The organism is Pseudorhizobium endolithicum (assembly GCF_902153245.2).
GTDB lineage: Bacteria > Pseudomonadota > Alphaproteobacteria > Rhizobiales > Rhizobiaceae > Neorhizobium > Neorhizobium endolithicum.
In genome coordinates this window covers 375,744-394,725 of the sequence record NZ_CABFWF030000001.1, presented here as the reverse complement: position 1 = coordinate 394,725, position 18,982 = coordinate 375,744, and the positions used below count along the sequence as shown (strand labels likewise).

Here is an 18,982-nt window from a genome sequence, read left to right as displayed (position 1 = left end):
TGCGGCATGAGCCTTATGGAATTTGAATTCGGTCGTCAGTCAAACCCCGTCGACATGATCGAAGTCGTCGCGGCATCCAACGACTGGACATTCGAGCGCTCCGGCGAAGACGAGATCGCCATGACGGTGGAGGGGCGCTGGGCAGACTACCATGTCTCCTTTTCCTGGATGGAGGAGTTCGAGGCGCTGCATCTTGCCTGCGCCTTCGACATCAGGATTCCCGACGCACGGGTGAACGAGGTCATCCGGCTGCTGTCGCATGTCAACGGTCAGGTGCTCATGGGGCATTTCGACCTGTGGCGGCAGGAAGACGTCGTCATCTTCCGTCAGTCGCTGCTCCTGGCGGGCGGCGCCGAGCCCACGAGCCAGCAGGTGGAGGTGCTTCTCTCCAGCGCCCTCGACGCCTGCGAGAGTTATTTCCAGGCCTTCCAGTTCGTGGTCTGGTCGGGAATGGACGCCAAGAGCGCCATGGAAGCGGTTCTGTTCGAGACCGTGGGGGAAGCATGACGTCACTGCCTCCATTCCGGTCGCTGGTGCTGGTCGGCGCCGGAAACATGGGCGGCGCCATGCTGACCGGATGGCTGAACAGCGGCGTACCGGGACAAGTGATAACCGTGATCGACCCGTCTCCGTCACCGGAGATAGCCGACAGGATCAGCCAAGCCGGCGCCCGGCATGCGGTCACTCCTCCCGCCGGTCTTCAGCCGGAGATCATTTTCATCGCGGTGAAGCCACAGGTCATGGACGCGGTTCTGCCGCCGCTCAAAGGGGTGATGTCAGCGGATACGGTGGTCGTCTCAGTCGCTGCGGGAAAGACGCTGGCGTCCATCGAAGCCCATCTGGGCGAGGCGGGAATGGTGCGGGCGATGCCCAATACGCCGGCCATGATCGGCCGGGGTGTGACCGGCGCCTATGCCAATCCCAAGGTCAGCGAGGCCCAGCGGGCGCAGGTGCAGGCGCTTCTAGCCGTCAGCGGCCCCGTGGAGTGGGTTGCGGGCGAACGGGATATCGATGCGGTGACGGCCGTTTCCGGCAGCGGACCCGCCTATGTCTTCTATCTCGTCGAGTGCATGGCGGAGGCAGGCCGAAAACTGGGCCTGCCGGCGGACCTCGCCATGCGTCTCGCACGGGAAACTGTCTCGGGGGCCGGCGAACTGCTGAACCGGTCCCCCGAGCCTGCCTCGCGTCTTCGCCAGAACGTCACGTCACCCGGCGGCACGACGGCTGCAGCGCTGGCCGTGCTGATGGCGGAGGACGGCATGCAGCCCTTGTTCGACGAGGCGATCGCCGCCGCTCGCCGGCGGGCGGAAGAACTCGGAAGCTGAGGCGTTGATGACGAACGAAATCTCCTATGGCGACTTCGAGAAGGTCGACATCCGCGCCGGTACGATCGTCGAGGTCTCGCCTTTTCCCGAAGCCCGCAAGCCAGCCTGGAAGCTGAAGATCGATTTCGGTCCGGAGATCGGCGTAAAGAAATCGTCGGCCCAGATCACCGTGCACTATGCCGAGCAGGACCTTGTCGGACGGCAGGTTCTGGCGGTGGTCAATTTTCCTCCGCGCCAGATCGGGCCGTTCCGCTCGGAAGTGCTGACGCTGGGTTTCGAGGACGAGGCAGGTGCCATCGTTCTTGCCGCCGTCGAGCGGCCGGTGCCGGACGGCAAGAAGCTGATGTGATCCAGATCCCGGCCCGTTTCAGGCCGGAACGCGGACCACCGCCCGCAGCCCCCCCCGGGGGCTGTCGGAGAGGGTGACGTTGCCTCCATGGGCATGCGCAATGTCGCGCACGATCGAGAGGCCCAGTCCGGTGCCGGACGTATCGATGTTGCGGGCCTCGTCCAGGCGGAAGAACGGCTTGAACACCTCCTCGCGCGACCCTTCCGGAATTCCGGGTCCGTTGTCGTCGAAGGTGAGGGTCAGCCAGCGTGCCGTATGCCTTGCCTCCACATGCAGCGTATCCGCATAGCGCTCGCTATTGGCGGCGAGATTGTGGACGAGCCTTCCGAAGGCATTGGGCCGCACGGCAATGACATCCTCGCCCTCTACCTCATAGGTCATCCGCTTGCCCTTGAGCGCAAAGTCGCTCCTGATCTTCTCCAGGAGCTCGCTCAACTGCAGGCTGCCGACATCCTCCTCGGCGTCTCCCTTGGCGAAGGCGAGGTAGCCCTCCAGCATCTTCTGCATGTCGTCTACATCCTGCGCCATGCCCTGGAGTTCAGGCCTGTCGCCCGCGAGTGCCAGTTGCAGCCTGAAGCGGGTGAGGATGGTGCGCAGGTCATGGCTGACGCCGGAGAGCATGGCGGTACGCTGTTCGATCTGCCGCTCGATGCGTTCCCGCATCAGGATGAATGCCGATCCCGCCAGTCGGATCTCATCGGCACCACGTGGCGTGAACTCGGGCATCTTCTGCCCCTTGCCGAAGGCTTCCGCCGCCTGGGCCAGCATCAGGATCGGGCGGATCTGCCCCCTAAGGAAGAGGATGGAAATGCCGATGAGCGCGAGGGCCGTGCCCGCCATCCAGACGAGGAAGATGTGGGTGTTGGAGGCATAGGTCTGGTTGCGGCGAGTGAAAACGCGCAGGACCTTGTCCTCCAGCTTGACGCGAATCTCGACAAGGCGGCTGTCGCCGACGGTATCGATCCAGAACGGCCGCTGGATCTGGGCGCTGATCTGGTCGGCAAGGATGCCGTCAAGAATGGAGAAGAAGGGCTTGGGGCGCGGCGGAGGCAGTTGGCCGCCTTCCTCGATCGCGACCGTCAGGTTCAATTCGTCGGCGATCCGCGAGATATTGGCATAGCCCGGATCGTTCGGGTAGATCTCGATTGTAGCGATCAGGGCTGCGATATCGCGGGTGACGCCTTCCGAAAGCCGCTCGGTCACCATGCGCCAGTGACGCTCCATGAAGACCGCTGCCACCACCGACTGGAGCAGCAGCATCGGGATGATCACGATCAGGACGGAACGGGTGTAGAGCCGGGTCGGGAGGAGGCGCTTCGCGCGGCGCTTGAACCTGCGCCATCCCGGAACCTGAAGATGCCGGGCACCTCGCCGCAAGGCATCGAACCATGCCATCGCTTTGCTGCTTCTGTTCCCCATCGGCCGGCCCGGCGTCAGTCGATGCTCAGCCGGTAACCGATGCCTCGGACCGTCTGAAGATATACGGGATTGGCTGGGTCTTCCTCGATCTTGCGCCGCAGCCGGTTGATCTGGACGTCGATGGTCCGCTCGCCGACCTCGGCATCGTCGCCGATCAGTTCGTGGCGGGGGATGGTGTCGCCCGCGCGCAATGCGAACAGCATCATGATCTCCTGTTCGCGGTCCGTCAGCCGGATGTGTTCCGCCGCCTTGCGCAGTTCCTTGCGGACGATGGAGAAGGTGAAGGGCCCGAACATCACCTGCTCGATCTTGGGCGCATCCGGGACCGCGTTGCGGCGCAGGATGTTGTTGATCCTGAGCACGAGCTCGCGCGGATCGAACGGCTTGGACAGGTAGTCGTCGGCACCGGCCTCCAGCCCGGCAATGCGCGAATCCGCCTCCGCCTTCGCGGTCAGCAGGATGACGGGCGTCTTCTTGTCGCGGTAGAGGGATTCCGTCAGGGAGAGCCCCGATTCTCCGGGCATCATCACATCGAGGATGATCAGGTCGTATTGCAGTCCGTCCAGCTTTCGGCGCGCCTCAGCAGCGTCGGCCGCCACCGTGACGCGAAAGCCCTGCTCGGCAAGATAGCGGCTGAGCAGGTCGCGGATGCGAGTGTCGTCGTCGACCACCAGAAGGTGAGGGGCATCGTCGGAAAGAAGTACCGCCATCAATCCAGCTCGCTTTCAATGACCTGCAGATCCGGGTCGCGCCCCCGCATCTCGCGCAGAAATTCCAGAACGGCGCTGCGACCCTCCGAAGACAGGGACCGCATCGCATGGGTGATGCGACGAGACTGTGGCTCGGAAAGGGCAAGGGCGAGTTCGCGGCCGGCAAGCGTCGGATAGAGACGTCGCTGCCGGCGGTCCTTCGCGCCGGCCATCTGGCGGATATAGCCCATTTCGATCAGTTGCCTGAGGACCCGGGCGAGGCTCTGCTTGGTGATCTGGAGGATGTCGAGGAGGTCTGTGACCATCATGCCCGGGCGGCGCGATACGAAGTAGACGACGCGATGATGCGCGCGCCCCATGCCGATCCCGGCGAGGATGGCGTCCGGGTCGGAAACAAAGTCGCGATAGGCGAAGAACAGGAGTTCGATGGTCTCGAAATCGATCTGCGCTTCATCGACCGGCGGCATGGACGGCTGGTTCTTCTTCACTGCTTTCGCTGCCGGTGATCGCGACACACCCGTGTCCTTTCGCCCTCGTTCCGCGACCTTGCCAGAGACGCCGCTTCTTCTTCCTTCGTACTTGGATCGATAAAGCGCGAACGGCCGGAACAATCAACTGGATTGTTGGCCGCTCCGGCGGGAAGGGGATCACCTGATGTTTCCCATGATGCGCCTTCGTGCGGAGGTCGGGCATGAATGCATGCGAAAGAGCGGAACTTTTGACGAGCGAGCGTCGTTGCCACGAGCAAAATGATCGGAGAGAGACATGACCACCCTTTCGCAATCCACGGCAGCCACAGCCCCATCGATTCAGACCAGCCCTTCCCATTCGCTTCGGCCTCTGCTGGTCACCGTCTTCACCGCCAAGGTGGTCGTCTCAGCCTTCCTGCTCGCCACGGTCAGCTTCGCGCCGCCCGTTTCGGCCAACGGAAGCTACATGGCCACGATGAACTAGAGGAAAGGCGCCCCGCGTTCCCATTATCCTTTCGCCGCCAGCCGGAAGCCGCTATAGATCCGCCCGACAATCCTGGAGTCGATCATGGGCAGATTGCAAGCCGGCATCGTACCGGTGACACCCTTCCAGCAGAACTGCACGATACTCTTCGACGAGGAGACCAAGGTCGGCGTCGTGGTCGATCCAGGCGGCGACGTCGAGCAGATCATCGATGTGATCGAGCGGAACGGCCTGGCCATCCGTGAGATTTGGCTGACCCACGGCCACATCGACCATGCCGGCGGTGCCGACCAGTTGAGGGAAGCCCTCGGCGTCCCGGTCATCGGCCCGCACAGGGACGACATGCCGCTTCTTCAGGGGCTGGAGGCGCAGGCCCGGATGTTCGGCGTGCCCATGACGGTCCGCAACGTCACGCCCGACAGGTTCCTGGAGGACGGTGGCACCGTTTCCTTCGAGGGGCATGTTTTCGAGGTGTTCCACTGCCCCGGCCATGCGCCCGGGCATGTCATCTACTTCGATCGGGAGCAGCGTTTCGCGCATCTCGGCGATGTTCTCTTCAACGGCTCCATCGGACGCACCGATCTGCCGGGCGGCGATCATGCGACGCTGCTGCGCTCCATCCGCGAAAAGGTCCTGCCGCTCGGCGACGATGTCGGCTTCCTGTGCGGCCACGGGCCGGGCGGGCGCATTGGCGACGAGCGGCGCACCAATCCGTTCCTGCAGGGGATGGACGACATAAAAAAACCCGGCATGACTGCCGGGCCTCAACTCGAATAGAAAGCCTTCCTTGGCTTAACCGGAAATCTGCAAGTTGACCGCCTTGGGCCCCTTGCCGCGACGATCCGGTTCCGTGTCGAAGCTTACTTTCTGATTTTCTGAAAGCCCGGACAGGCCGGAAGCCTGTACGGCGGAGATGTGAACAAAGATATCGGCGCCACCATTGTCTGGCTTAATGAAGCCGAAGCCTTTGTCGGTGTTGAAGAATTTTACAGTGCCAGTTTCGGCCATGCATCAGGTCCTTTTCTATCTGTCCGTGTTCAGCGGCGGACAGCATCACAGTAACACCCCGTAGGGTGGGCGGCAGGCAGCTTTAAGAAAGGGTCCCTGTCGTTACCGCGGTATCTGGATGGATTAGATTCATGACCGTCCCCCCCAGAACTCCGCCCGAAGTTTTGACGCCTTCGGAGCGCATTATTATAGGTCTTCCCATGCTCGAAAATTGCCCGAACATTCACAGATTGCTGTGTTTATCGGGAATTGGCAAGAAAAAGTTTTGAGTCGCCCTCCGGGCGGCGGCCGGCTCCTTCCCAGGTCAAGATCAAAGGCAGGAACCAAAGTGGAATTTCAGTAGATATCCAGCATTATTTTTCCCGCTGCCGATCGTTGTTCGGAATTATCCTCGCTGGAAGATCATTTCCGGCGTTGCGGGAAAAATAAATGTCGCATCCTGTCAGGCGGCCGGAAGACGGGACTTTCGCCGCGTGAGTTCGGGTACGACTTCCACCATCAGCATCGCGGCAAATATGATGGCGCAGCCGACATAGCCCACCGGCGGCAGCACGTCTCCGAGCAGGAGGGCTCCGAGGAGGCTGCCGAAAAGCGCCTCGCTGGACAGGAAGATCGCGGCCTGCGGTGCGGTCGTGTAACGCTGGCCGATCACCTGCAGCACGAAGGCGAGCCCCGAGGAGACCAGGCCTACATAGAGGATCTCACGGTAGGATGCGCGGACGATGTCGAAGCTTATCGTTTCCGTCATGGGCGCGATTGCCAGGCAGATCAGGGAGCAGACGGCGAACTGGGTGACGGACAAGGCCAACGGCCGGCCGGTGGAAGTAACGAAGAGGCCAGCGAGGATGATCTGGATGCCCCAGAAGAACGCGCAGACGATGGTGAGGAGGTCGCCCGGCGTCAGGTTCGCCAGTTGCCCGCCGCTCATCAGGAAGATGCCGAGAAGCGACATTCCCGAAGCCGGCCAGATGATCCAGTGCGGATACCGCCGCAGGGCCACCACGGTGATGAGCGGGACGAAGACGACGTAGAGACCTGTCAGGAAACTGGAGTTGGTAACGGTCGTGGTCAAGAGCCCGATCTGCTGGGTTATGGCGCCTGCGAACAGCGCAAGCCCCACCGCCGCGAAGGACAGCCAGTCCCGGCGGGTCAGGCGGACCTCCGCCCTGCGCGCTTCCAGCCAGGCGAACGGCATGACGGCGATCGCGGCGATCGCGAAGCGCAGCCCGACGAACCAGAACGGCCCGATGTCGTCCATTGCCGTCGATTGCGCCACGAAGCCGCCACCCCAGATCGCGGCTGCTAGCAGAAGAACGAGATTCGCCTGGATGCGCGTCATGGAAAACCTTGGGGAAGACCTTGAAAGAGGTGAGGGAAACCGGCAGCGGCTGCGGTTGGCGTGGAGACGATGCCGTATCAGCCGCGCCGAGGCTCATCAAGCGGCGGCCGCCTCCAGGGTCGGGTTTTACCGAGGTTTGGTCCGCTGGCTTTCGGCCCTCAGCACATCCCGCAGACTGCGCCTCGACAGCACGAAGCACCCTCCCGCCATCACAATGAAACCGCCGAGCAGAACGAGGAAGGCCAGGCGATCGTCCGAAAGGAGGTTCGCCGCATGAAGGGTCGGCGCCGTCGGGAAGCTGACCACCGCCGCGCCCGCCAGTGCCGGGTCCTCGACCAGCGCCGTCATCATCGTGATGCAGGCACCGAGCGCACCGAGCGCGATCACGAACGGCGAGCGCAACAGGTCGAACTTTCCGGGCCGCTTTCTCTCGTCGATGAACAGTGCCCGTCTCCGGCGCATCACTGATGACAGCAGGAGGCAATGCAAGAAGGGCGGATTTTAGGCAGCCGTGCCGCCACCGTGCTTGCTGTCCTCCACCTATCCGTCCTGGCGTCAGTCCCATACCTTGTCGGTTTCGGCTTGAAACCCTGACCTACATTCGACATACAGCTTTCGGCGGTTCCGGCGCGCGGCTCCGCCTTGTTCAACCGACCCTCAGGACCACGATAATGGCCTTTCTTGCCGACGCCCTTTCCCGCGTAAAGCCTTCCGCCACCATCGCCGTTTCCCAGAAAGCTCGTGAGCTCAAGGCCAAGGGACGCGACGTCATCGGTCTCGGCGCCGGCGAGCCGGATTTCGATACGCCGGACAACGTCAAGAAGGCAGCCATCGACGCGATCAACCGCGGCGAGACGAAGTACACGCCGGTGTCGGGCATTCCCGAGCTGCGCAAGGCGATCGCGGAGAAGTTCAAGCGCGAGAACGGGCTGGACTACAAGCCGGAGCAGACGATCGTCGGCACGGGCGGCAAGCAGATCCTGTTCAACGCCTTCATGGCGACCCTCAATGCGGGCGATGAAGTGATCATTCCCGCTCCCTACTGGGTTTCCTATCCTGAAATGGTGGCGCTGTGCGGCGGCACGCCGGTCTTCGTCGAGACGAAGCAGCAGAACAATTTCAAGCTGACGGCGGAGGAACTGGAAAGCGTCATCACGCCGAAGACCAAGTGGTTCATCTTCAACTCGCCGTCGAACCCGACCGGTGCCGCCTATGGCCAGGACGAACTGAAGGCACTGACCGACGTGCTGCTGAAGCATCCGCATGTCTGGATATTGACCGACGATATGTACGAGCACCTGACTTTCGGCGACTTCAAGTTCGTGACGCCCGTCGAGGTGGAGCCGAAACTCTACGACCGCACGCTGACGATGAACGGTGTCTCCAAGGCCTACGCGATGACCGGCTGGCGTATCGGCTATGCCGCAGGCCCCATCGAACTCATCAAGGCCATGGATATGATCCAGGGACAGCAGACCTCGGGTGCATCATCGATCGCGCAGTGGGCGGCGGTCGAGGCGTTGAAGGGGCCGCAGGATTTCGTGGCGAAGAACAAGAAGATCTTCGAAGGCCGCCGCGACCTCGTGGTGTCGATGCTCAACCAGGCCAAGGGTCTCAAATGCCCGACGCCGGAGGGCGCCTTCTACGTCTATCCGTCCTGCGAAGGCCTGATCGGCAAAACCGCACCTTCGGGCAAGGTCATCGAGACGGACGAGGATTTCGTTTCCGAACTGCTGGAGTCGGAAGGCGTGGCCGTGGTGCACGGCTCCGCGTTCGGCCTCGGCCCGAACTTCCGCATTTCCTATGCAACGTCGGAGGAGCAGCTCGAGGAAGCCTGCAAGCGCATCCAGCGCTTCTGCGCCGCCTGCCGCTGATAGCGACAGAGGCCCCCAAGGAGTTGGCGGGCCTCTTGCTCCTGCCTTCGTTGACGAGGTGCGGGAGTGGAATTACATTCCCGTCTATGAAGACGGTGTCCCTTCGTGAAGCTCAGGCTCGCCTGGACGAACTCGCGCAAGATGTAGCGCAGGGCGAAACCGTGACTGTAACGCGGGATGGGAAACCCGTATTCGACCTGGTGCCGCATCAGGATAAGCCCAAGCGGCGCATCGATTTCGAGGCGGGACAGGCTTATCTGCGAACCAAAGGCATCAGCGATCCGGTTTCCTATATCGCTGATGATTTCGATGATCCGCTCCCGGAGGATTTCCTGATTCAACCTCTGCCGGCGAGATGAGGCTTCTCCTTGACACTCACTTCGTGCTGGCCTTCCTTCGGAAGGATTTTCCTTCCCGCTTTCCTCGGTTTTCCCAATTCTTTGACGAGGCCGACATTGATGGTTTCGTCAGCGTAGCCAGCTTATGGGAGATCGCGATCAAGTGGCGGCTTGGCAAACTCGATCCTGGCATGGCGCTGGACGATATGCCCTCGGTATTGCAGGCCTCCGGCCTTACCATCATGCCGATCGGCGTTCCCCACGTCATCAAGGCTGTTGAACCCGAACCAGGGACGCGCGATCCATTCGATCGTCTGCTCCTGGGGCAGTGCCAAGCGGAAGGTCTTCTGCTCGTGACGGTGGACCGCCTTCTCGCCGACCATCGCTTGGCTTTCCGTTTCTAGAGCCAGGAAACGTGCCGTTTCGGCACGTCACCCCTTCGTCAGCTTGAGGATCGTTGACCCGCCACCGCCGCGCTGTTCGGTCACCGCGTAGACGGCGCCGTCAGGGCCGACCTTCACGTCGCGGATGCGGGCTTCGAGCGGCACGCGTTCCTCAAACTTCACCCGATCGTTCTCCATGTGCAGCACGACGAGGCCTTGGGAGACGAGGCCGCCGACGAGGAAGGCGCCCTTCCATTCCGGAATGGCGTCGCCATCGTAGTAGGCCATGCCGGAAGGGGCGATGACAGGATCCCAGTAATAGACCGGCTGCTCGGTCTCCGCCCGCTGCGTGATGCCTTCGCCGACGGGATCGCCGCTGTATTCGACACCGTAGGTGACCTCGGGCCAGCCGTAGTTCTTGCCGGCTTCCGGCCGGTTCAACTCGTCGCCACCCCTCGGTCCGTGCTCGACGGTCCAGAGGCGGCCTTGAGCATCCAGTGTCGCTGACTGGAGATTGCGATGGCCGAGGCTCCAGATCTCCGGCAGTGCGCCGTCCTGGCCGACGAACGGATTGTCCGGCAGCGGCTCGCCCTTCGCGTCGATACGGAAGATCTTGCCGAGACCGCTGGAGAGATCCTGTGCCTGAACCCGCGGCTCCGGGTCGGACCGCTCGCCGACGGTGACGTAGAGCTCGCCGTTCGGGCCGAAGACCAGCCTCGAACCGAAGTGCTTGTTGCCATCATAGCTCGGCATCTGCCGGAAGATGACCTCGACGTTCTCCAGCTTCCCGCCGCCTTGCCCGTCCATGACAAGTTTGCCGGAGGCGACGGATGTTCCGTTGCCGTCTTCGCGTTCCTCGGAAAAGGAGAAGAAGATCATGCCGGAGGATTGAAAGTCGGGGGCGAGGGCGACATCGAGAAGGCCGCCTTGTCCACCGGACAGAACCTCGGGAACGCCTTCGATCTCTGGCCCGGCGTCGCCGTCTGGCGAAACGATGTGCATGGCGCCCTCCTTGGCGGTCACCAGCATGCGGCCGTCGGGCAGGAATTCCATGGCCCAGAGGTGGGGCAATCCGTCCGCCACGACCTCCGTCTGGACTTCCGGCATTTCGGCCGGTTGCGGCGCGCGGGTCTGGCCGCCGAAGGCCGGCTCCTGATCCGGCGCATTGGCCGGTTCGGTCTCGACCGGTTCGCCGGCGTTGCTGTTTTCCGCGCCCGTGGCCGGTTGAACGCCCTGCTGGGCCTGAACGGGCACCGCGAGCAGGGCGGCCGAAAGGATGGTTCCGGACAACAGAACGATCAGGCGGTTCATCGAAAATCTCCCTTTTTCACCTTCAGCGGTGCGGCCACCTTGGCGATACCGCAGCGACGAATGATCTAGGTCGGGCGCTGCGGCTTGCCCTACACGTGTTCTTCAAGATTTGGTTATCTCGGAAAGCGTGGAGGCATCGTTCACAATCCGAGAATTGTCAGCATCACGAAGGTGGCGAACAGGACGAAGTGGGTCATGCCTTCGATGGCGTTCGTCTGGCCGTCGTTGAGATTGATCGCGGCGGCGATTAGCGTGATCGCGACCATCACCGTCTGCACCGGGGTCATTGCCATCAGGAAGGGCTGCCCCGTATAGAGCGCGATCGCCTCCATCACCGGCACGGTGAGGATGACGGTGGAAAGCGAGGCGCCGAGAGCGATGTTGACCACCGCCTGCATCCTGTTGCGAAGCGCCGCCCGCAGGGCGGTCAGGATCTCCGGCGCGGCGGAAATTGTCGCAACGACGACCGCCATCAGGGCGGGAGGTGCCCCGCTTCCTTCCAGGCCCGTACTCAGGAGAGCCGACATGAATTCGGCCAGCACGCCGATGATGACCACGCCGACGAGGATGATTGCGATTGAAGCAGTAGCGGATTCTTCTTCCGCGGCGTGTTCATGATCGGGTTCCTCTGCCACGGGCGGTTCGCCGGGCGGCGTGCGTCGGCGGGCGGTGGGATAGCTGTAGCTGAAGAAATAGCTGTGGGTGCCCACCTGCATGCGCAGGAAGAGGGCGTAGAGAGCGATCATCGCACCGATCGTGAAGGCCGAATAGATGTGCCAGCGGTCGCGCGGCACGAATTCAGGAACGACCATGGAGATGCCCATGGCTGTCAGGATCATCACGCTGTAGGTGCGGCTGGAATCGTCGTTATAGGCCTGCTCGCCGTGCCGCAGTCCGCCGAGCAGGGCGGCCAGCCCGAGGATGCCGTTGATGTCGAGCATGACCGCCGCATAGATCGTGTCGCGCACCAGCGTCGGCGACGTGGAGGTTCGCATCATGATCGCCAGGATCAGCACTTCCACCGCGACGGCCGACAGGGTGAGGATCATCGTGCCGTAGGGGTCGCCAACCTTTCGTGCCAGCACCTCGGCATGATGCGCCACCCGCGTGGAGGCCAGGATGATAACGGCGATGAGTGCGGCCGCAGCAAGCAGGGAGACGGTCTTGCCGCCTTCCATGAGGGGATTCTCGGAAAAGTAGGCAAGAACCGCAGCGACGGCGGCAATGGGAAGAAGTTTCTCCTGCTTCAGAATGGACGGCAGTGCCACGTGCTGCTCCTTGCTTCGCCGGGGTATCTATGGCGATGTGGCTGTCCATCAAGCGGTGCGGCGGTCTCGTTTGCGGGATTGGCTTTTGCTGTCATATTCCGCAGGTGGCTTGGAACCTTGCGGCGCCGACTGCGCTTTCTCATGACCGACGCGCCGCGGGGTGCCCGGCGCGATGGGAAAAGGAGAAAGGACAGGAGGGAGCATGACCAAGGTTGTCTATAAGGTCGTCCAGCATGACGGCGGATGGGCCTATCGTCTTGGCGATGTCTATTCAGAGACCTTTCCGACACATTCCGACGCCTTGCAGGCGGCGCGCATCGTCGCGGCTGAACAGCAGGTGGGCGGAGAGCCGGAAGAGATCAGTTGGCAGGACGAAAAGGGAGTCTGGCACACCGAATATAGTGACGGTGGCGACCGGCCCGAAGCCGAGGTGGTCGACGGCGATGACGAGGTCGAACAGAACCAGGCGTGACGCTCAACTTCCGTCGACGAGCGAGCGGGGCCGCCGGCCCCGAGCGGCGGAGGCCGGATAGGGGAGGTTCGGCGGGGAGGGGCGCCCGAAGGCGCCCCGGCATCCGTCAGGCTGCCGCGTCGAGCGACGGATAGTCGGTATAGCCCTTCGCGCCGCCGCCGTAGAAGGTATTGCGGTCCGGGTCGTTGAGAACGGTCCCAGCCTTCAGCCGCTCGACAAGGTCGGGATTGGCGATGAAGAGGCGGCCGAACGAAACCAGATCGGCGCGCCCGCTTGCAACGGCCTCCATGGCCGCTTCACGGTCATAGCCGTTGTTGACCATCCAGCCGGCCCTGCCGCCTGCCCTGCGATACGTATCACGGAAGGCGTCATAGTTGAACGTGGTCCCATCGTACTGGAAGCCACGGTCTCCGCCGGTCGCGCCTTCGATGACGTGGATGAAGGATAGTTCGCGCTTGGCCAGTTGCTCAGCCACGTAGCTGAAGAGCGGCTGCGGGTCCCTGTCCGAAATGCCGTTGGCGGGCGTGGTCGGCGACAGGCGAAGGCCGGTCCGCCCTGCGCCGATCTCTCCGGCAACGGCGTCCACGACCTGAAGCAGGAACCGGGCACGGTTCTCGATCAACCCGCCGTATTCGTCGGTGCGCTGGTTGGCGCCGGTCTTCAGGAACTGGTCGATGAGGTAGCCGTTCGCGCCATGGATCTCGACGCCGTCGAAGCCGGCATCCATCGCTGCGCGGGCTGCTTTGCGGAAGTCCTCGACGATGCCGGGAATTTCGGAGGCTTCAAGTGCGCGGGGTGCCGAGGTTTCGACAAAAGCGCCTGTGCCGTCGTCGTTGACGATGTAGGTCTTGCCTCCGGCAGGAATAGCGGACGGAGCGACCGGCGCCTGTCCGTCCGGCTGCAGAGAGACGTGCGACACACGCCCGACATGCCAGAGCTGAGTGACGATCTTGCCGCCTTTCGCCTGTACTGCGGCCGTCACCTTCTTCCATCCTTCGACCGCCTCCGGCAGGTAAAGGCCGGGAACATCCGCATAGCCCTGGCCCTGCTGGGTGACGGGCGTCCCTTCGGTGATGATCAGGCCGGCGCTCGCGCGCTGCTCGTAATAGGTAACATTGAGGTCGTTTGGAACGGCCTTTGGTGACCGGTTGCGCGTCAGTGGTGCCATCGCCACACGGTTCTGAAGCTCAATGTCGCCGATCTTGATGGGGTCGAAGAGACTGGTCATTGCAATGTCCTTATTGTCCTGGGAGGATGATGCGAGGTAATCAGAGCGTCCTGGCGAGCTCGGCGAGAAAGCCCTGGATGGCGGTTTCGTTGCGGCGATAGAAGGACCACTGCCCGACGCGCTCGATCACGACCAGTCCCGCTCGTTCCAATGCGGCGAGGTGGGCCGAAACGGTCGATTGGGAGAGGCCGCAGCGCCGTTCGAACTGCTGGGCGCAAACACCCATCTCAAGAGGATGGACCTGCGAGGCGAAATGCCGATGGGGCTCCCGCATCCACTCCAGAAATTCCAGACGTGCCGGGTGGGCCAGTGCCTTGAGGATTTCGACCTTCACGGGGCAGGGGTTCATATCGACCATGGACGATATATGGATCGTGAAAAGGCGATTTAAAGACCTAGGCAAAAAAGAAGGGCCGCGGATCGCTCCTGGCCCTTAGGTGTGAAGGTTGAACCTCCAGAGGGGAACAGCTGGCAAGGCAACCGGGAGTCGCCGTCAGCAGCCAACCGGGCGCAATATGGGAAGAGGTTGCTCGCCGGCAAGGGGGCAGCCGGCTTTGATGAAAGGCAAAAAAAGAGGGCCACCGGATCGCTCCAGGGCCCTATAAGTGTGAAGGTCAAAAAACCTCCAGAGGGGAACAGCTGCTGCGGTGGAACTGGGAGGAAAGCCACCATGTGCATCAGCTGTGTGCGATATGGTGGTTTTTTGTGCAGCGAACAATGCATAAATGTGCAGGACAGCCATGCAGATGGCGCACCCCTTGGCCGATGCAGATTTCTCGGCACGGATGCGTCAGAAATTCCAGTTCCGCGCCTTGGCCACGATGAAATCGCGGAAGACCTTCAGCTTCGCGGCGTTCTTCATCTCGTCGGGGTAGCAGAAATACGTGTCGAAGGAAGGGATGTCGGCTGAAAGCGGCAACTGGATGAGGCCCGGATCGCGGCCGACGATATAGTCCGGCAGCACGGCGATGCCGATGCCGAGAAGGCAGGCGCGCTTGATGGATGTCTGGCTGTTGATCTGCAGATGCGGCGCGCGCGGATTGTCCGAAGATCGCCCAGCCGTTTCCAGCCAGTTCACGTCGAGCAGGTAGTTGGGTGCCGGCTCGCCGAAGGTGATGACCCTGTGATCGTCGAGGTCTTCGATCGTATGGGGCTCGCCGAAGCGGTTGATGTAGGAGGGCGCTGCATAGACGTGCATGTGCACCGTGAACAGCTTGCGCTGGATCAGGTCCGACTGCTGCGGCTGGCGAAGGCGGATGGCGCAGTCGGCATGGCGCATGTTGACGTCCAGTTCCTCGTTGTCGAGGATCAACTGGATCGACATCTCCGGGTAGAGCTGGAGGAATTCCTGCACCTTGTCGGTCAGCCAGCCCTGGCCTAGGCCGACAGTCGTCGTGACGCGGAGCTTGCCGGAAGGCTTTTCCGTGGTCTCCGTCAGTTGGACCTTGACCGTTTCCAGTTTCAGCAGCACGTCATGGGCCGTCCGGTACAGGAGTTCGCCCTGTTCCGTCAGGATCAGGCCGCGGGCGTGCCGGTGGAAGAGTTTTACGCCGACATCCTGCTCCAGTGCGCTGACCTGCCGGCTGATGGCCGACTGGGACAGATGCAGCTTGTCGGCCGCATGGGTGAACGAACCCGCCTCCGCGGCCGCGTGGAAAATTCGCAACTTGTCCCAGTCGAGAGGTACCCCCATGCTAACCCATCACTCCGCAGCCTGAACGATCGGCTGGATGCCGGCGAGGTAGCGCTCGGCTTCGAGGGCCGCCATGCATCCCATGCCGGCGGCGGTGATCGCCTGCCGGAATGTATCGTCGGTAACGTCGCCAGCCGCAAAGACGCCGGGAAGGCTGGTGGCGGTCGAATCGGGCGCCGTCCAGAGATAGCCGTTTGGCTTCATCTTGAGCTTGTCCCTGAAAAGTTCGGTTGCCGGTGCATGGCCGATCGCGATGAACACGCCGTCGATCGTCTGTTCGCTCACCACCCCTGTGCGCGTGTCGCGCAGGCGTACGCCGTTGACGGACGGCGGCATCGGCGGCTTTGCCGGTTCCCCGGTGATCTCCGCGATCTCCGTATTCCACAGCACCTTGACGTTCGGCCGCTGGAAGAGGCGTTCCTGCAGGATCTTTTCCGAACGGAAGCTGTCGCGGCGGTGCACCACGGTGACGGACTTGGCGATGTTGGACAGGTAGAGGGCTTCCTCGACGGCGGAATTGCCGCCGCCGACCACGATCACGTCCTTGTTGCGGTAGAAGAAGCCGTCGCAGGTGGCGCAGGCCGAGACGCCGAAGCCCTGGAAGCGCTGCTCGCTCTCGATGCCGAGCCACTTCGCCTTGGCGCCCGTTGCGATGACAAGGGTGTCCGCCGTCCAGACGGCGCCGGAATCGGTCCTGATCGTGAAGGGCCGGCGGGAAAGCTCGACCTCGGTGACCAGATCATTGACGATCTCCGCCCCGACATGGACGGCCTGGTTGAGCATCTGCTCCATCAGCCAGGGTCCCTGAATCGGATCGGCGAAGCCCGGATAGTTCTCGACATCCGTGGTGATCATCAACTGGCCGCCCTGTTCCATGCCCGCGATCAGCACCGGCTTCAGCATGGCGCGGGCAGCATAGATGGCGGCGGTATAACCGGCGGGGCCGGAACCGATGATGAGGACTTCGGTATGACGGGCTGACATTGACTTTCCTTTCAGCGGGCCGATCGTCGCGCGCTCGCGCGTCTCTCATATAAGAAGCGGATGGCGATCTGCCGCCTGTGCCGCGTCATTTAAGGATGATCCATGCGCTACATCAAGGGCAGCCTTGCGTTAACAACAGATCAGTTGGCACGGCACGGGAAATATGCCGCGCCCGATCCTTGCGTCCAATCCACTTTCGGCTAAAAGCTTCGGGAAAACGAAGGGGATGCCCGTGCTTCGCGCCGACCTGGACGCAATAGACATCAAGATACTTCGCGAGTTGCAGCGCGACGGCCGGATGACCAATGTGGAGCTTGCCGAACGGGTCGGCATCTCGGCGCCGCCATGCCTGCGCCGCGTGCGCAAGCTCGAAGAGGCCGGCATCATCGAGGGCTACCACGCTCTTCTCAACGGCCCGAAGCTCGGCTTCGACCTCGTGGCCTTCTGCATGGTGGGCCTGAGGCGCCAGTCCGACGCCGACCTGAAGTCGTTCGCGAAGCGGGTGGAAGCCTGGCCGATCGTGCGCGAGGCATGGATGGTTTCCGGCGACAGCGATTTCCTGCTGCGCTGCACGGCGGAGAACCTGACCGTGTTCCAGAACTTCGTGATCGAAGTGCTGACCGCCGACGAACACGTCGATACCGTCCGCACCATGCTGACGATCCGGCAGGTGAAGCAGTTGGGGCTGGTGGAGGTGTGAGACGTCGTCCTCTCCGGTAACGTCAGTCCCACCAGTTGTTTCGTTCCCGGTGGTGAAGCGCGCGTAACCGGCCATAGGCCGTATCATGCTCCTGAAGGCGGGCGAACACCTCTGCCGCGATCTCTCCGGCAGGCCCATGGCGAAAATAGGACTCCAGTCTCCAGCGCATGTTACGAAGGGTGTCGTCGATCCCGACATTGATGAAGGTAATGCCGTCGAAGAGCGCGCGATGGCCGTTGTTGATCCGTTCGATACGTTCACCGATCACGGGGGCAGTCTCGCAACCGCGGATGAAACGGTCGGTCTCGCAGACCTTGATCGTATTGACCAGCAGCGACGTCATCATCGCGATGGACCGCGTGAGGGGATCCTCGTCGTGGTCGGCAAAGGTGTCCGCGGCCGATATCAGCCATCGGAGATCGGACTGCTTGCGGAGGAAGGCACTCTCCTGATCCCAGAGACCCCGGAAGCGCTTGTAGTTCTCCTTCGTATCGAATTCCCGCCGGACGAGGACAATCAGCTTAGCATGGTGGAAGAGAAGTTCCGGCTTGCCCGAGAATTGAATGCGCAGGTTTTCCACGTGCTTGTCGAGCGACTTGATCTGGCCCATCTCGGCCGGCCTGGCGTCCGTCTCGACCAGTATCGTCTTCAGACCTTCGAGGTCGTCAGGAAGTTCTGAATGCTTGCGTCCGCCCCATCGGCGCTGGTGCCGGGTGAATGAGAAGAAGTTTTCAAATTTGGTCTTTTTTCTCGGCATCACACGTGCTCATTGCCCACAGCCATCCATCTCTGTCGTTCTAGCGTCATACCTGTCCTGTCCGCCAGGCCCGCTTTAGCCAGTCCACGTTTCCAATCCGCCGGTACCATTTCTGACCGCCTCCGGCCAACACGTCGCTCATCTTCGGATTGCCGGCGAAGACGATGATGCGCGCGCCCGCGGGTGGCGAAGGATCGGCAAGGAAGCTCTTCAGATAGCGCGGGACGCAGGCATTCTTGAAGCTGACGCACCATTCCGCCGGCCAGTATCTCAGTTGTCCCGCCTTGAAGATGCGATCGCTCAGGAATTGTTGCTCATGTTCGAAATCCTGTGCCGCCTTCTCCGGATCGGCCAGGTAGTCTTCCAGAATATCCGCATGGCTCCCGAACTCGAAGCGAAAGACGGAGCTGTTTCCGACCATTGCCAGAAAGCGATCGCGAGAAGGGTTGACCTTTCTCAACGGCTTGGACCTGAACAGGTCATCGTCGCGAATGATGAAGAAGCGTCCCTCCAGATCGAAGAACGGATCAAGGGAGTCGATGACGACAAGATCCAGGTCGAGGAAGAGGGTGGGACCCTTCAAGCCTGCGAGATCGACGGCCAGGACAGAGAGTTTCCGCCAGCGGAGGTCCGTCTCTCCCAGCCGCATCTTCAAGATTGGCAGGGGCTGCACTTCTATGTCCGTCTCCAGACCGGAGCCATCATCGGTAAAGCAGATGAAACGATGCGGGCGCCGCAGGTGCCGAGTTACGCCATGGAACAGGTTATTGACGTATTCCGGGCCGTACAGGGTTCCCCACTTCATGCAGATCACGTTGACGAGGTCGTTGGATTTGGAAGTGTTCATGGGGTGCCGATACCAGCAAACAG

At 62.1% G+C, this 18,982-nt stretch carries 24 protein-coding genes; 10 read left to right on the top strand and 14 right to left on the bottom strand.

What is annotated here, in order from left to right:
- Positions 1 to 6: 6 nt before the first annotated feature.
- From RTCK_RS02080 to RTCK_RS02070, 3 genes are read left to right on the top strand one after another with little or no spacing between them, the layout of a single operon-like run.
- Positions 7 to 507 (top strand): type III secretion system chaperone family protein, encoded by a 501-nt coding sequence (locus tag RTCK_RS02080; protein WP_142520112.1) that lies wholly within the window; start codon positions 7 to 9, stop codon positions 505 to 507.
- A complete protein-coding gene (gene proC, locus RTCK_RS02075; protein WP_142520113.1) occupies positions 504 to 1,325 on the top strand; it encodes a pyrroline-5-carboxylate reductase in 822 nt (273 codons plus the stop codon). The genes RTCK_RS02080 and proC overlap by 4 nt, the downstream gene beginning before the upstream one ends.
- A gap of 7 nt (positions 1,326 to 1,332) precedes the next feature.
- Positions 1,333 to 1,674, top strand: a complete 342-nt coding sequence (locus tag RTCK_RS02070) for a tRNA-binding protein (RefSeq protein WP_142520114.1) — start codon at positions 1,333 to 1,335, stop codon at positions 1,672 to 1,674.
- Between the two features lie 18 nt (positions 1,675 to 1,692).
- Here RTCK_RS02070 and RTCK_RS02065 read toward each other — a convergent pair whose 3' ends face one another.
- Genes RTCK_RS02065 through RTCK_RS02055 form a run of 3 tightly spaced genes read right to left on the bottom strand, consistent with a single transcriptional unit; the run spans position 1,693 to position 4,270 of the window.
- Positions 1,693 to 3,069 (bottom strand): ATP-binding protein, encoded by a 1,377-nt coding sequence (locus RTCK_RS02065; RefSeq protein ID WP_142591200.1) that lies wholly within the window; start codon positions 3,067 to 3,069, stop codon positions 1,693 to 1,695.
- 38 nt (positions 3,070 to 3,107) lie between these two features.
- Complete coding sequence (locus RTCK_RS02060; protein WP_142520116.1) at positions 3,108 to 3,803, bottom strand: response regulator; 696 nt, start codon at positions 3,801 to 3,803, stop codon at positions 3,108 to 3,110.
- Positions 3,803 to 4,270, bottom strand: coding sequence for a MarR family winged helix-turn-helix transcriptional regulator (locus RTCK_RS02055; protein WP_142591448.1), 468 nt, complete (start codon positions 4,268 to 4,270; stop codon positions 3,803 to 3,805). Before RTCK_RS02055 ends, RTCK_RS02060 begins: the two co-directional genes overlap by 1 nt.
- 298 nt (positions 4,271 to 4,568) lie before the next feature.
- Between RTCK_RS02055 and RTCK_RS02050 the strand changes: the two genes are divergently transcribed.
- Both RTCK_RS02050 and RTCK_RS02045 read left to right on the top strand, forming a co-directional pair.
- On the top strand, positions 4,569 to 4,757 hold the full coding sequence (locus RTCK_RS02050; RefSeq protein ID WP_142520117.1) for a hypothetical protein: 189 nt from the start codon (positions 4,569 to 4,571) through the stop codon (positions 4,755 to 4,757).
- Positions 4,758 to 4,841: 84 nt separating this feature from the next.
- Positions 4,842 to 5,534 (top strand): MBL fold metallo-hydrolase, encoded by a 693-nt coding sequence (locus tag RTCK_RS02045; protein ID WP_142591198.1) that lies wholly within the window; start codon positions 4,842 to 4,844, stop codon positions 5,532 to 5,534.
- 15 nt (positions 5,535 to 5,549) lie between these two features.
- Here the strand turns inward: RTCK_RS02045 and RTCK_RS02040 are convergent, their stop codons facing one another.
- The 3 genes from RTCK_RS02040 to RTCK_RS02030 form a co-directional block, all read right to left on the bottom strand.
- On the bottom strand, positions 5,550 to 5,765 hold the full coding sequence (locus RTCK_RS02040; protein ID WP_046633016.1) for a cold-shock protein: 216 nt from the start codon (positions 5,763 to 5,765) through the stop codon (positions 5,550 to 5,552).
- Positions 5,766 to 6,207: 442 nt separating this feature from the next.
- Positions 6,208 to 7,104, bottom strand: coding sequence for a DMT family transporter (locus RTCK_RS02035; protein ID WP_142591196.1), 897 nt, complete (start codon positions 7,102 to 7,104; stop codon positions 6,208 to 6,210).
- 126 nt (positions 7,105 to 7,230) lie between these two features.
- Positions 7,231 to 7,566 (bottom strand): hypothetical protein, encoded by a 336-nt coding sequence (locus RTCK_RS02030; RefSeq protein ID WP_142520120.1) that lies wholly within the window; start codon positions 7,564 to 7,566, stop codon positions 7,231 to 7,233.
- Positions 7,567 to 7,775: 209 nt separating this feature from the next.
- Between RTCK_RS02030 and RTCK_RS02025 the strand changes: the two genes are divergently transcribed.
- The 3 genes from RTCK_RS02025 to RTCK_RS02015 all read left to right on the top strand — a co-directional run bounded on the left by RTCK_RS02025 (position 7,776) and on the right by RTCK_RS02015 (position 9,720).
- A complete protein-coding gene (locus RTCK_RS02025; protein WP_142520121.1) occupies positions 7,776 to 8,978 on the top strand; it encodes a pyridoxal phosphate-dependent aminotransferase in 1,203 nt (400 codons plus the stop codon).
- Between the two features lie 86 nt (positions 8,979 to 9,064).
- Positions 9,065 to 9,337: a type II toxin-antitoxin system Phd/YefM family antitoxin gene (locus tag RTCK_RS02020; RefSeq protein ID WP_142520122.1), complete on the top strand. Its 273-nt coding sequence runs from the start codon at positions 9,065 to 9,067 to the stop codon at positions 9,335 to 9,337.
- Positions 9,334 to 9,720, top strand: a complete 387-nt coding sequence (locus RTCK_RS02015; protein ID WP_142520123.1) for a type II toxin-antitoxin system VapC family toxin — start codon at positions 9,334 to 9,336, stop codon at positions 9,718 to 9,720. Before RTCK_RS02020 ends, RTCK_RS02015 begins: the two co-directional genes overlap by 4 nt.
- 27 nt (positions 9,721 to 9,747) lie before the next feature.
- Here the strand turns inward: RTCK_RS02015 and RTCK_RS02010 are convergent, their stop codons facing one another.
- On the bottom strand, positions 9,748 to 11,010 hold the full coding sequence (locus tag RTCK_RS02010) for a PQQ-dependent sugar dehydrogenase (RefSeq protein ID WP_142591194.1): 1,263 nt from the start codon (positions 11,008 to 11,010) through the stop codon (positions 9,748 to 9,750).
- Positions 11,011 to 11,150: 140 nt separating this feature from the next.
- Positions 11,151 to 12,278, bottom strand: a complete 1,128-nt coding sequence (locus RTCK_RS02005; RefSeq protein ID WP_235988479.1) for a calcium:proton antiporter — start codon at positions 12,276 to 12,278, stop codon at positions 11,151 to 11,153.
- A gap of 202 nt (positions 12,279 to 12,480) precedes the next feature.
- Between RTCK_RS02005 and RTCK_RS02000 the strand changes: the two genes are divergently transcribed.
- Positions 12,481 to 12,750, top strand: a complete 270-nt coding sequence (locus RTCK_RS02000) for a DUF2188 domain-containing protein (protein WP_142520126.1) — start codon at positions 12,481 to 12,483, stop codon at positions 12,748 to 12,750.
- Positions 12,751 to 12,856: 106 nt separating this feature from the next.
- Here the strand turns inward: RTCK_RS02000 and RTCK_RS01995 are convergent, their stop codons facing one another.
- The 4 genes from RTCK_RS01995 to trxB all read right to left on the bottom strand — a co-directional run bounded on the left by RTCK_RS01995 (position 12,857) and on the right by trxB (position 16,655).
- Positions 12,857 to 13,978, bottom strand: a complete 1,122-nt coding sequence (locus RTCK_RS01995) for an alkene reductase (RefSeq protein ID WP_142520127.1) — start codon at positions 13,976 to 13,978, stop codon at positions 12,857 to 12,859.
- 40 nt (positions 13,979 to 14,018) lie between these two features.
- The gene (locus tag RTCK_RS01990; protein WP_142522827.1) at positions 14,019 to 14,327 is read right to left on the bottom strand and encodes an ArsR/SmtB family transcription factor; all 309 of its coding nucleotides are present in this window, start codon (positions 14,325 to 14,327) and stop codon (positions 14,019 to 14,021) included.
- Between the two features lie 441 nt (positions 14,328 to 14,768).
- A complete protein-coding gene (locus RTCK_RS01985) occupies positions 14,769 to 15,671 on the bottom strand; it encodes a LysR family transcriptional regulator VtlR (RefSeq protein ID WP_142591191.1) in 903 nt (300 codons plus the stop codon).
- A gap of 9 nt (positions 15,672 to 15,680) precedes the next feature.
- Positions 15,681 to 16,655, bottom strand: coding sequence for a thioredoxin-disulfide reductase (gene trxB / locus RTCK_RS01980; RefSeq protein WP_142520129.1), 975 nt, complete (start codon positions 16,653 to 16,655; stop codon positions 15,681 to 15,683).
- A 232-nt stretch (positions 16,656 to 16,887) separates the two neighbouring features.
- On the opposite strand from trxB, the gene RTCK_RS01975 reads away from it, so the two are divergent.
- Entirely contained in the window at positions 16,888 to 17,355 is a 468-nt protein-coding gene (locus tag RTCK_RS01975) for an Lrp/AsnC family transcriptional regulator (protein ID WP_142520130.1), read from the top strand.
- A gap of 22 nt (positions 17,356 to 17,377) precedes the next feature.
- On the opposite strand, the gene RTCK_RS01970 is transcribed toward RTCK_RS01975, so the two are convergent.
- Positions 17,378 to 18,112 (bottom strand): hypothetical protein, encoded by a 735-nt coding sequence (locus RTCK_RS01970; protein WP_142520131.1) that lies wholly within the window; start codon positions 18,110 to 18,112, stop codon positions 17,378 to 17,380.
- A 46-nt stretch (positions 18,113 to 18,158) separates the two neighbouring features.
- Positions 18,159 to 18,959 carry a hypothetical protein gene (locus tag RTCK_RS01965; protein WP_142520132.1) on the bottom strand — a complete coding sequence of 267 codons (801 nt, stop codon included), beginning with the start codon at positions 18,957 to 18,959 and terminating at the stop codon, positions 18,159 to 18,161.
- Between the last annotated feature and the right edge of the window lie 23 nt (positions 18,960 to 18,982).

What these genes read in the sequence shown, in the direction of transcription:
- RTCK_RS02015 (WP_142520123.1), top strand. Translation starts at nt 9,334, where the DNA reads ATGAGGCTTCTCCTTGACACTCACTTCGTGCTGGCCTTCCTTCGGAAG.
- RTCK_RS01970 (WP_142520131.1), bottom strand. Translation starts at nt 18,112, where the DNA reads ATGCCGAGAAAAAAGACCAAATTTGAAAACTTCTTCTCATTCACCCGG.
- RTCK_RS02020 (WP_142520122.1), top strand. Translation starts at nt 9,065, where the DNA reads ATGAAGACGGTGTCCCTTCGTGAAGCTCAGGCTCGCCTGGACGAACTC.
- RTCK_RS02040 (WP_046633016.1), bottom strand. Translation starts at nt 5,765, where the DNA reads ATGGCCGAAACTGGCACTGTAAAATTCTTCAACACCGACAAAGGCTTC.
- RTCK_RS02000 (WP_142520126.1), top strand. Translation starts at nt 12,481, where the DNA reads ATGACCAAGGTTGTCTATAAGGTCGTCCAGCATGACGGCGGATGGGCC.
- RTCK_RS02080 (WP_142520112.1), top strand. Translation starts at nt 7, where the DNA reads ATGAGCCTTATGGAATTTGAATTCGGTCGTCAGTCAAACCCCGTCGAC.
- RTCK_RS02070 (WP_142520114.1), top strand. Translation starts at nt 1,333, where the DNA reads ATGACGAACGAAATCTCCTATGGCGACTTCGAGAAGGTCGACATCCGC.
- trxB (WP_142520129.1), bottom strand. Translation starts at nt 16,655, where the DNA reads ATGTCAGCCCGTCATACCGAAGTCCTCATCATCGGTTCCGGCCCCGCC.
- RTCK_RS02050 (WP_142520117.1), top strand. Translation starts at nt 4,569, where the DNA reads ATGACCACCCTTTCGCAATCCACGGCAGCCACAGCCCCATCGATTCAG.
- RTCK_RS01995 (WP_142520127.1), bottom strand. Translation starts at nt 13,978, where the DNA reads ATGACCAGTCTCTTCGACCCCATCAAGATCGGCGACATTGAGCTTCAG.
- RTCK_RS02030 (WP_142520120.1), bottom strand. Translation starts at nt 7,566, where the DNA reads ATGCGCCGGAGACGGGCACTGTTCATCGACGAGAGAAAGCGGCCCGGA.
- RTCK_RS02055 (WP_142591448.1), bottom strand. Translation starts at nt 4,270, where the DNA reads ATGCCGCCGGTCGATGAAGCGCAGATCGATTTCGAGACCATCGAACTC.
- RTCK_RS02025 (WP_142520121.1), top strand. Translation starts at nt 7,776, where the DNA reads ATGGCCTTTCTTGCCGACGCCCTTTCCCGCGTAAAGCCTTCCGCCACC.
- RTCK_RS01990 (WP_142522827.1), bottom strand. Translation starts at nt 14,327, where the DNA reads ATGAACCCCTGCCCCGTGAAGGTCGAAATCCTCAAGGCACTGGCCCAC.
- RTCK_RS02060 (WP_142520116.1), bottom strand. Translation starts at nt 3,803, where the DNA reads ATGGCGGTACTTCTTTCCGACGATGCCCCTCACCTTCTGGTGGTCGAC.
- proC (WP_142520113.1), top strand. Translation starts at nt 504, where the DNA reads ATGACGTCACTGCCTCCATTCCGGTCGCTGGTGCTGGTCGGCGCCGGA.
- RTCK_RS02065 (WP_142591200.1), bottom strand. Translation starts at nt 3,069, where the DNA reads ATGGCATGGTTCGATGCCTTGCGGCGAGGTGCCCGGCATCTTCAGGTT.
- RTCK_RS01965 (WP_142520132.1), bottom strand. Translation starts at nt 18,959, where the DNA reads ATGAACACTTCCAAATCCAACGACCTCGTCAACGTGATCTGCATGAAG.
- RTCK_RS01985 (WP_142591191.1), bottom strand. Translation starts at nt 15,671, where the DNA reads ATGGGGGTACCTCTCGACTGGGACAAGTTGCGAATTTTCCACGCGGCC.
- RTCK_RS02010 (WP_142591194.1), bottom strand. Translation starts at nt 11,010, where the DNA reads ATGAACCGCCTGATCGTTCTGTTGTCCGGAACCATCCTTTCGGCCGCC.
- RTCK_RS02035 (WP_142591196.1), bottom strand. Translation starts at nt 7,104, where the DNA reads ATGACGCGCATCCAGGCGAATCTCGTTCTTCTGCTAGCAGCCGCGATC.
- RTCK_RS02045 (WP_142591198.1), top strand. Translation starts at nt 4,842, where the DNA reads ATGGGCAGATTGCAAGCCGGCATCGTACCGGTGACACCCTTCCAGCAG.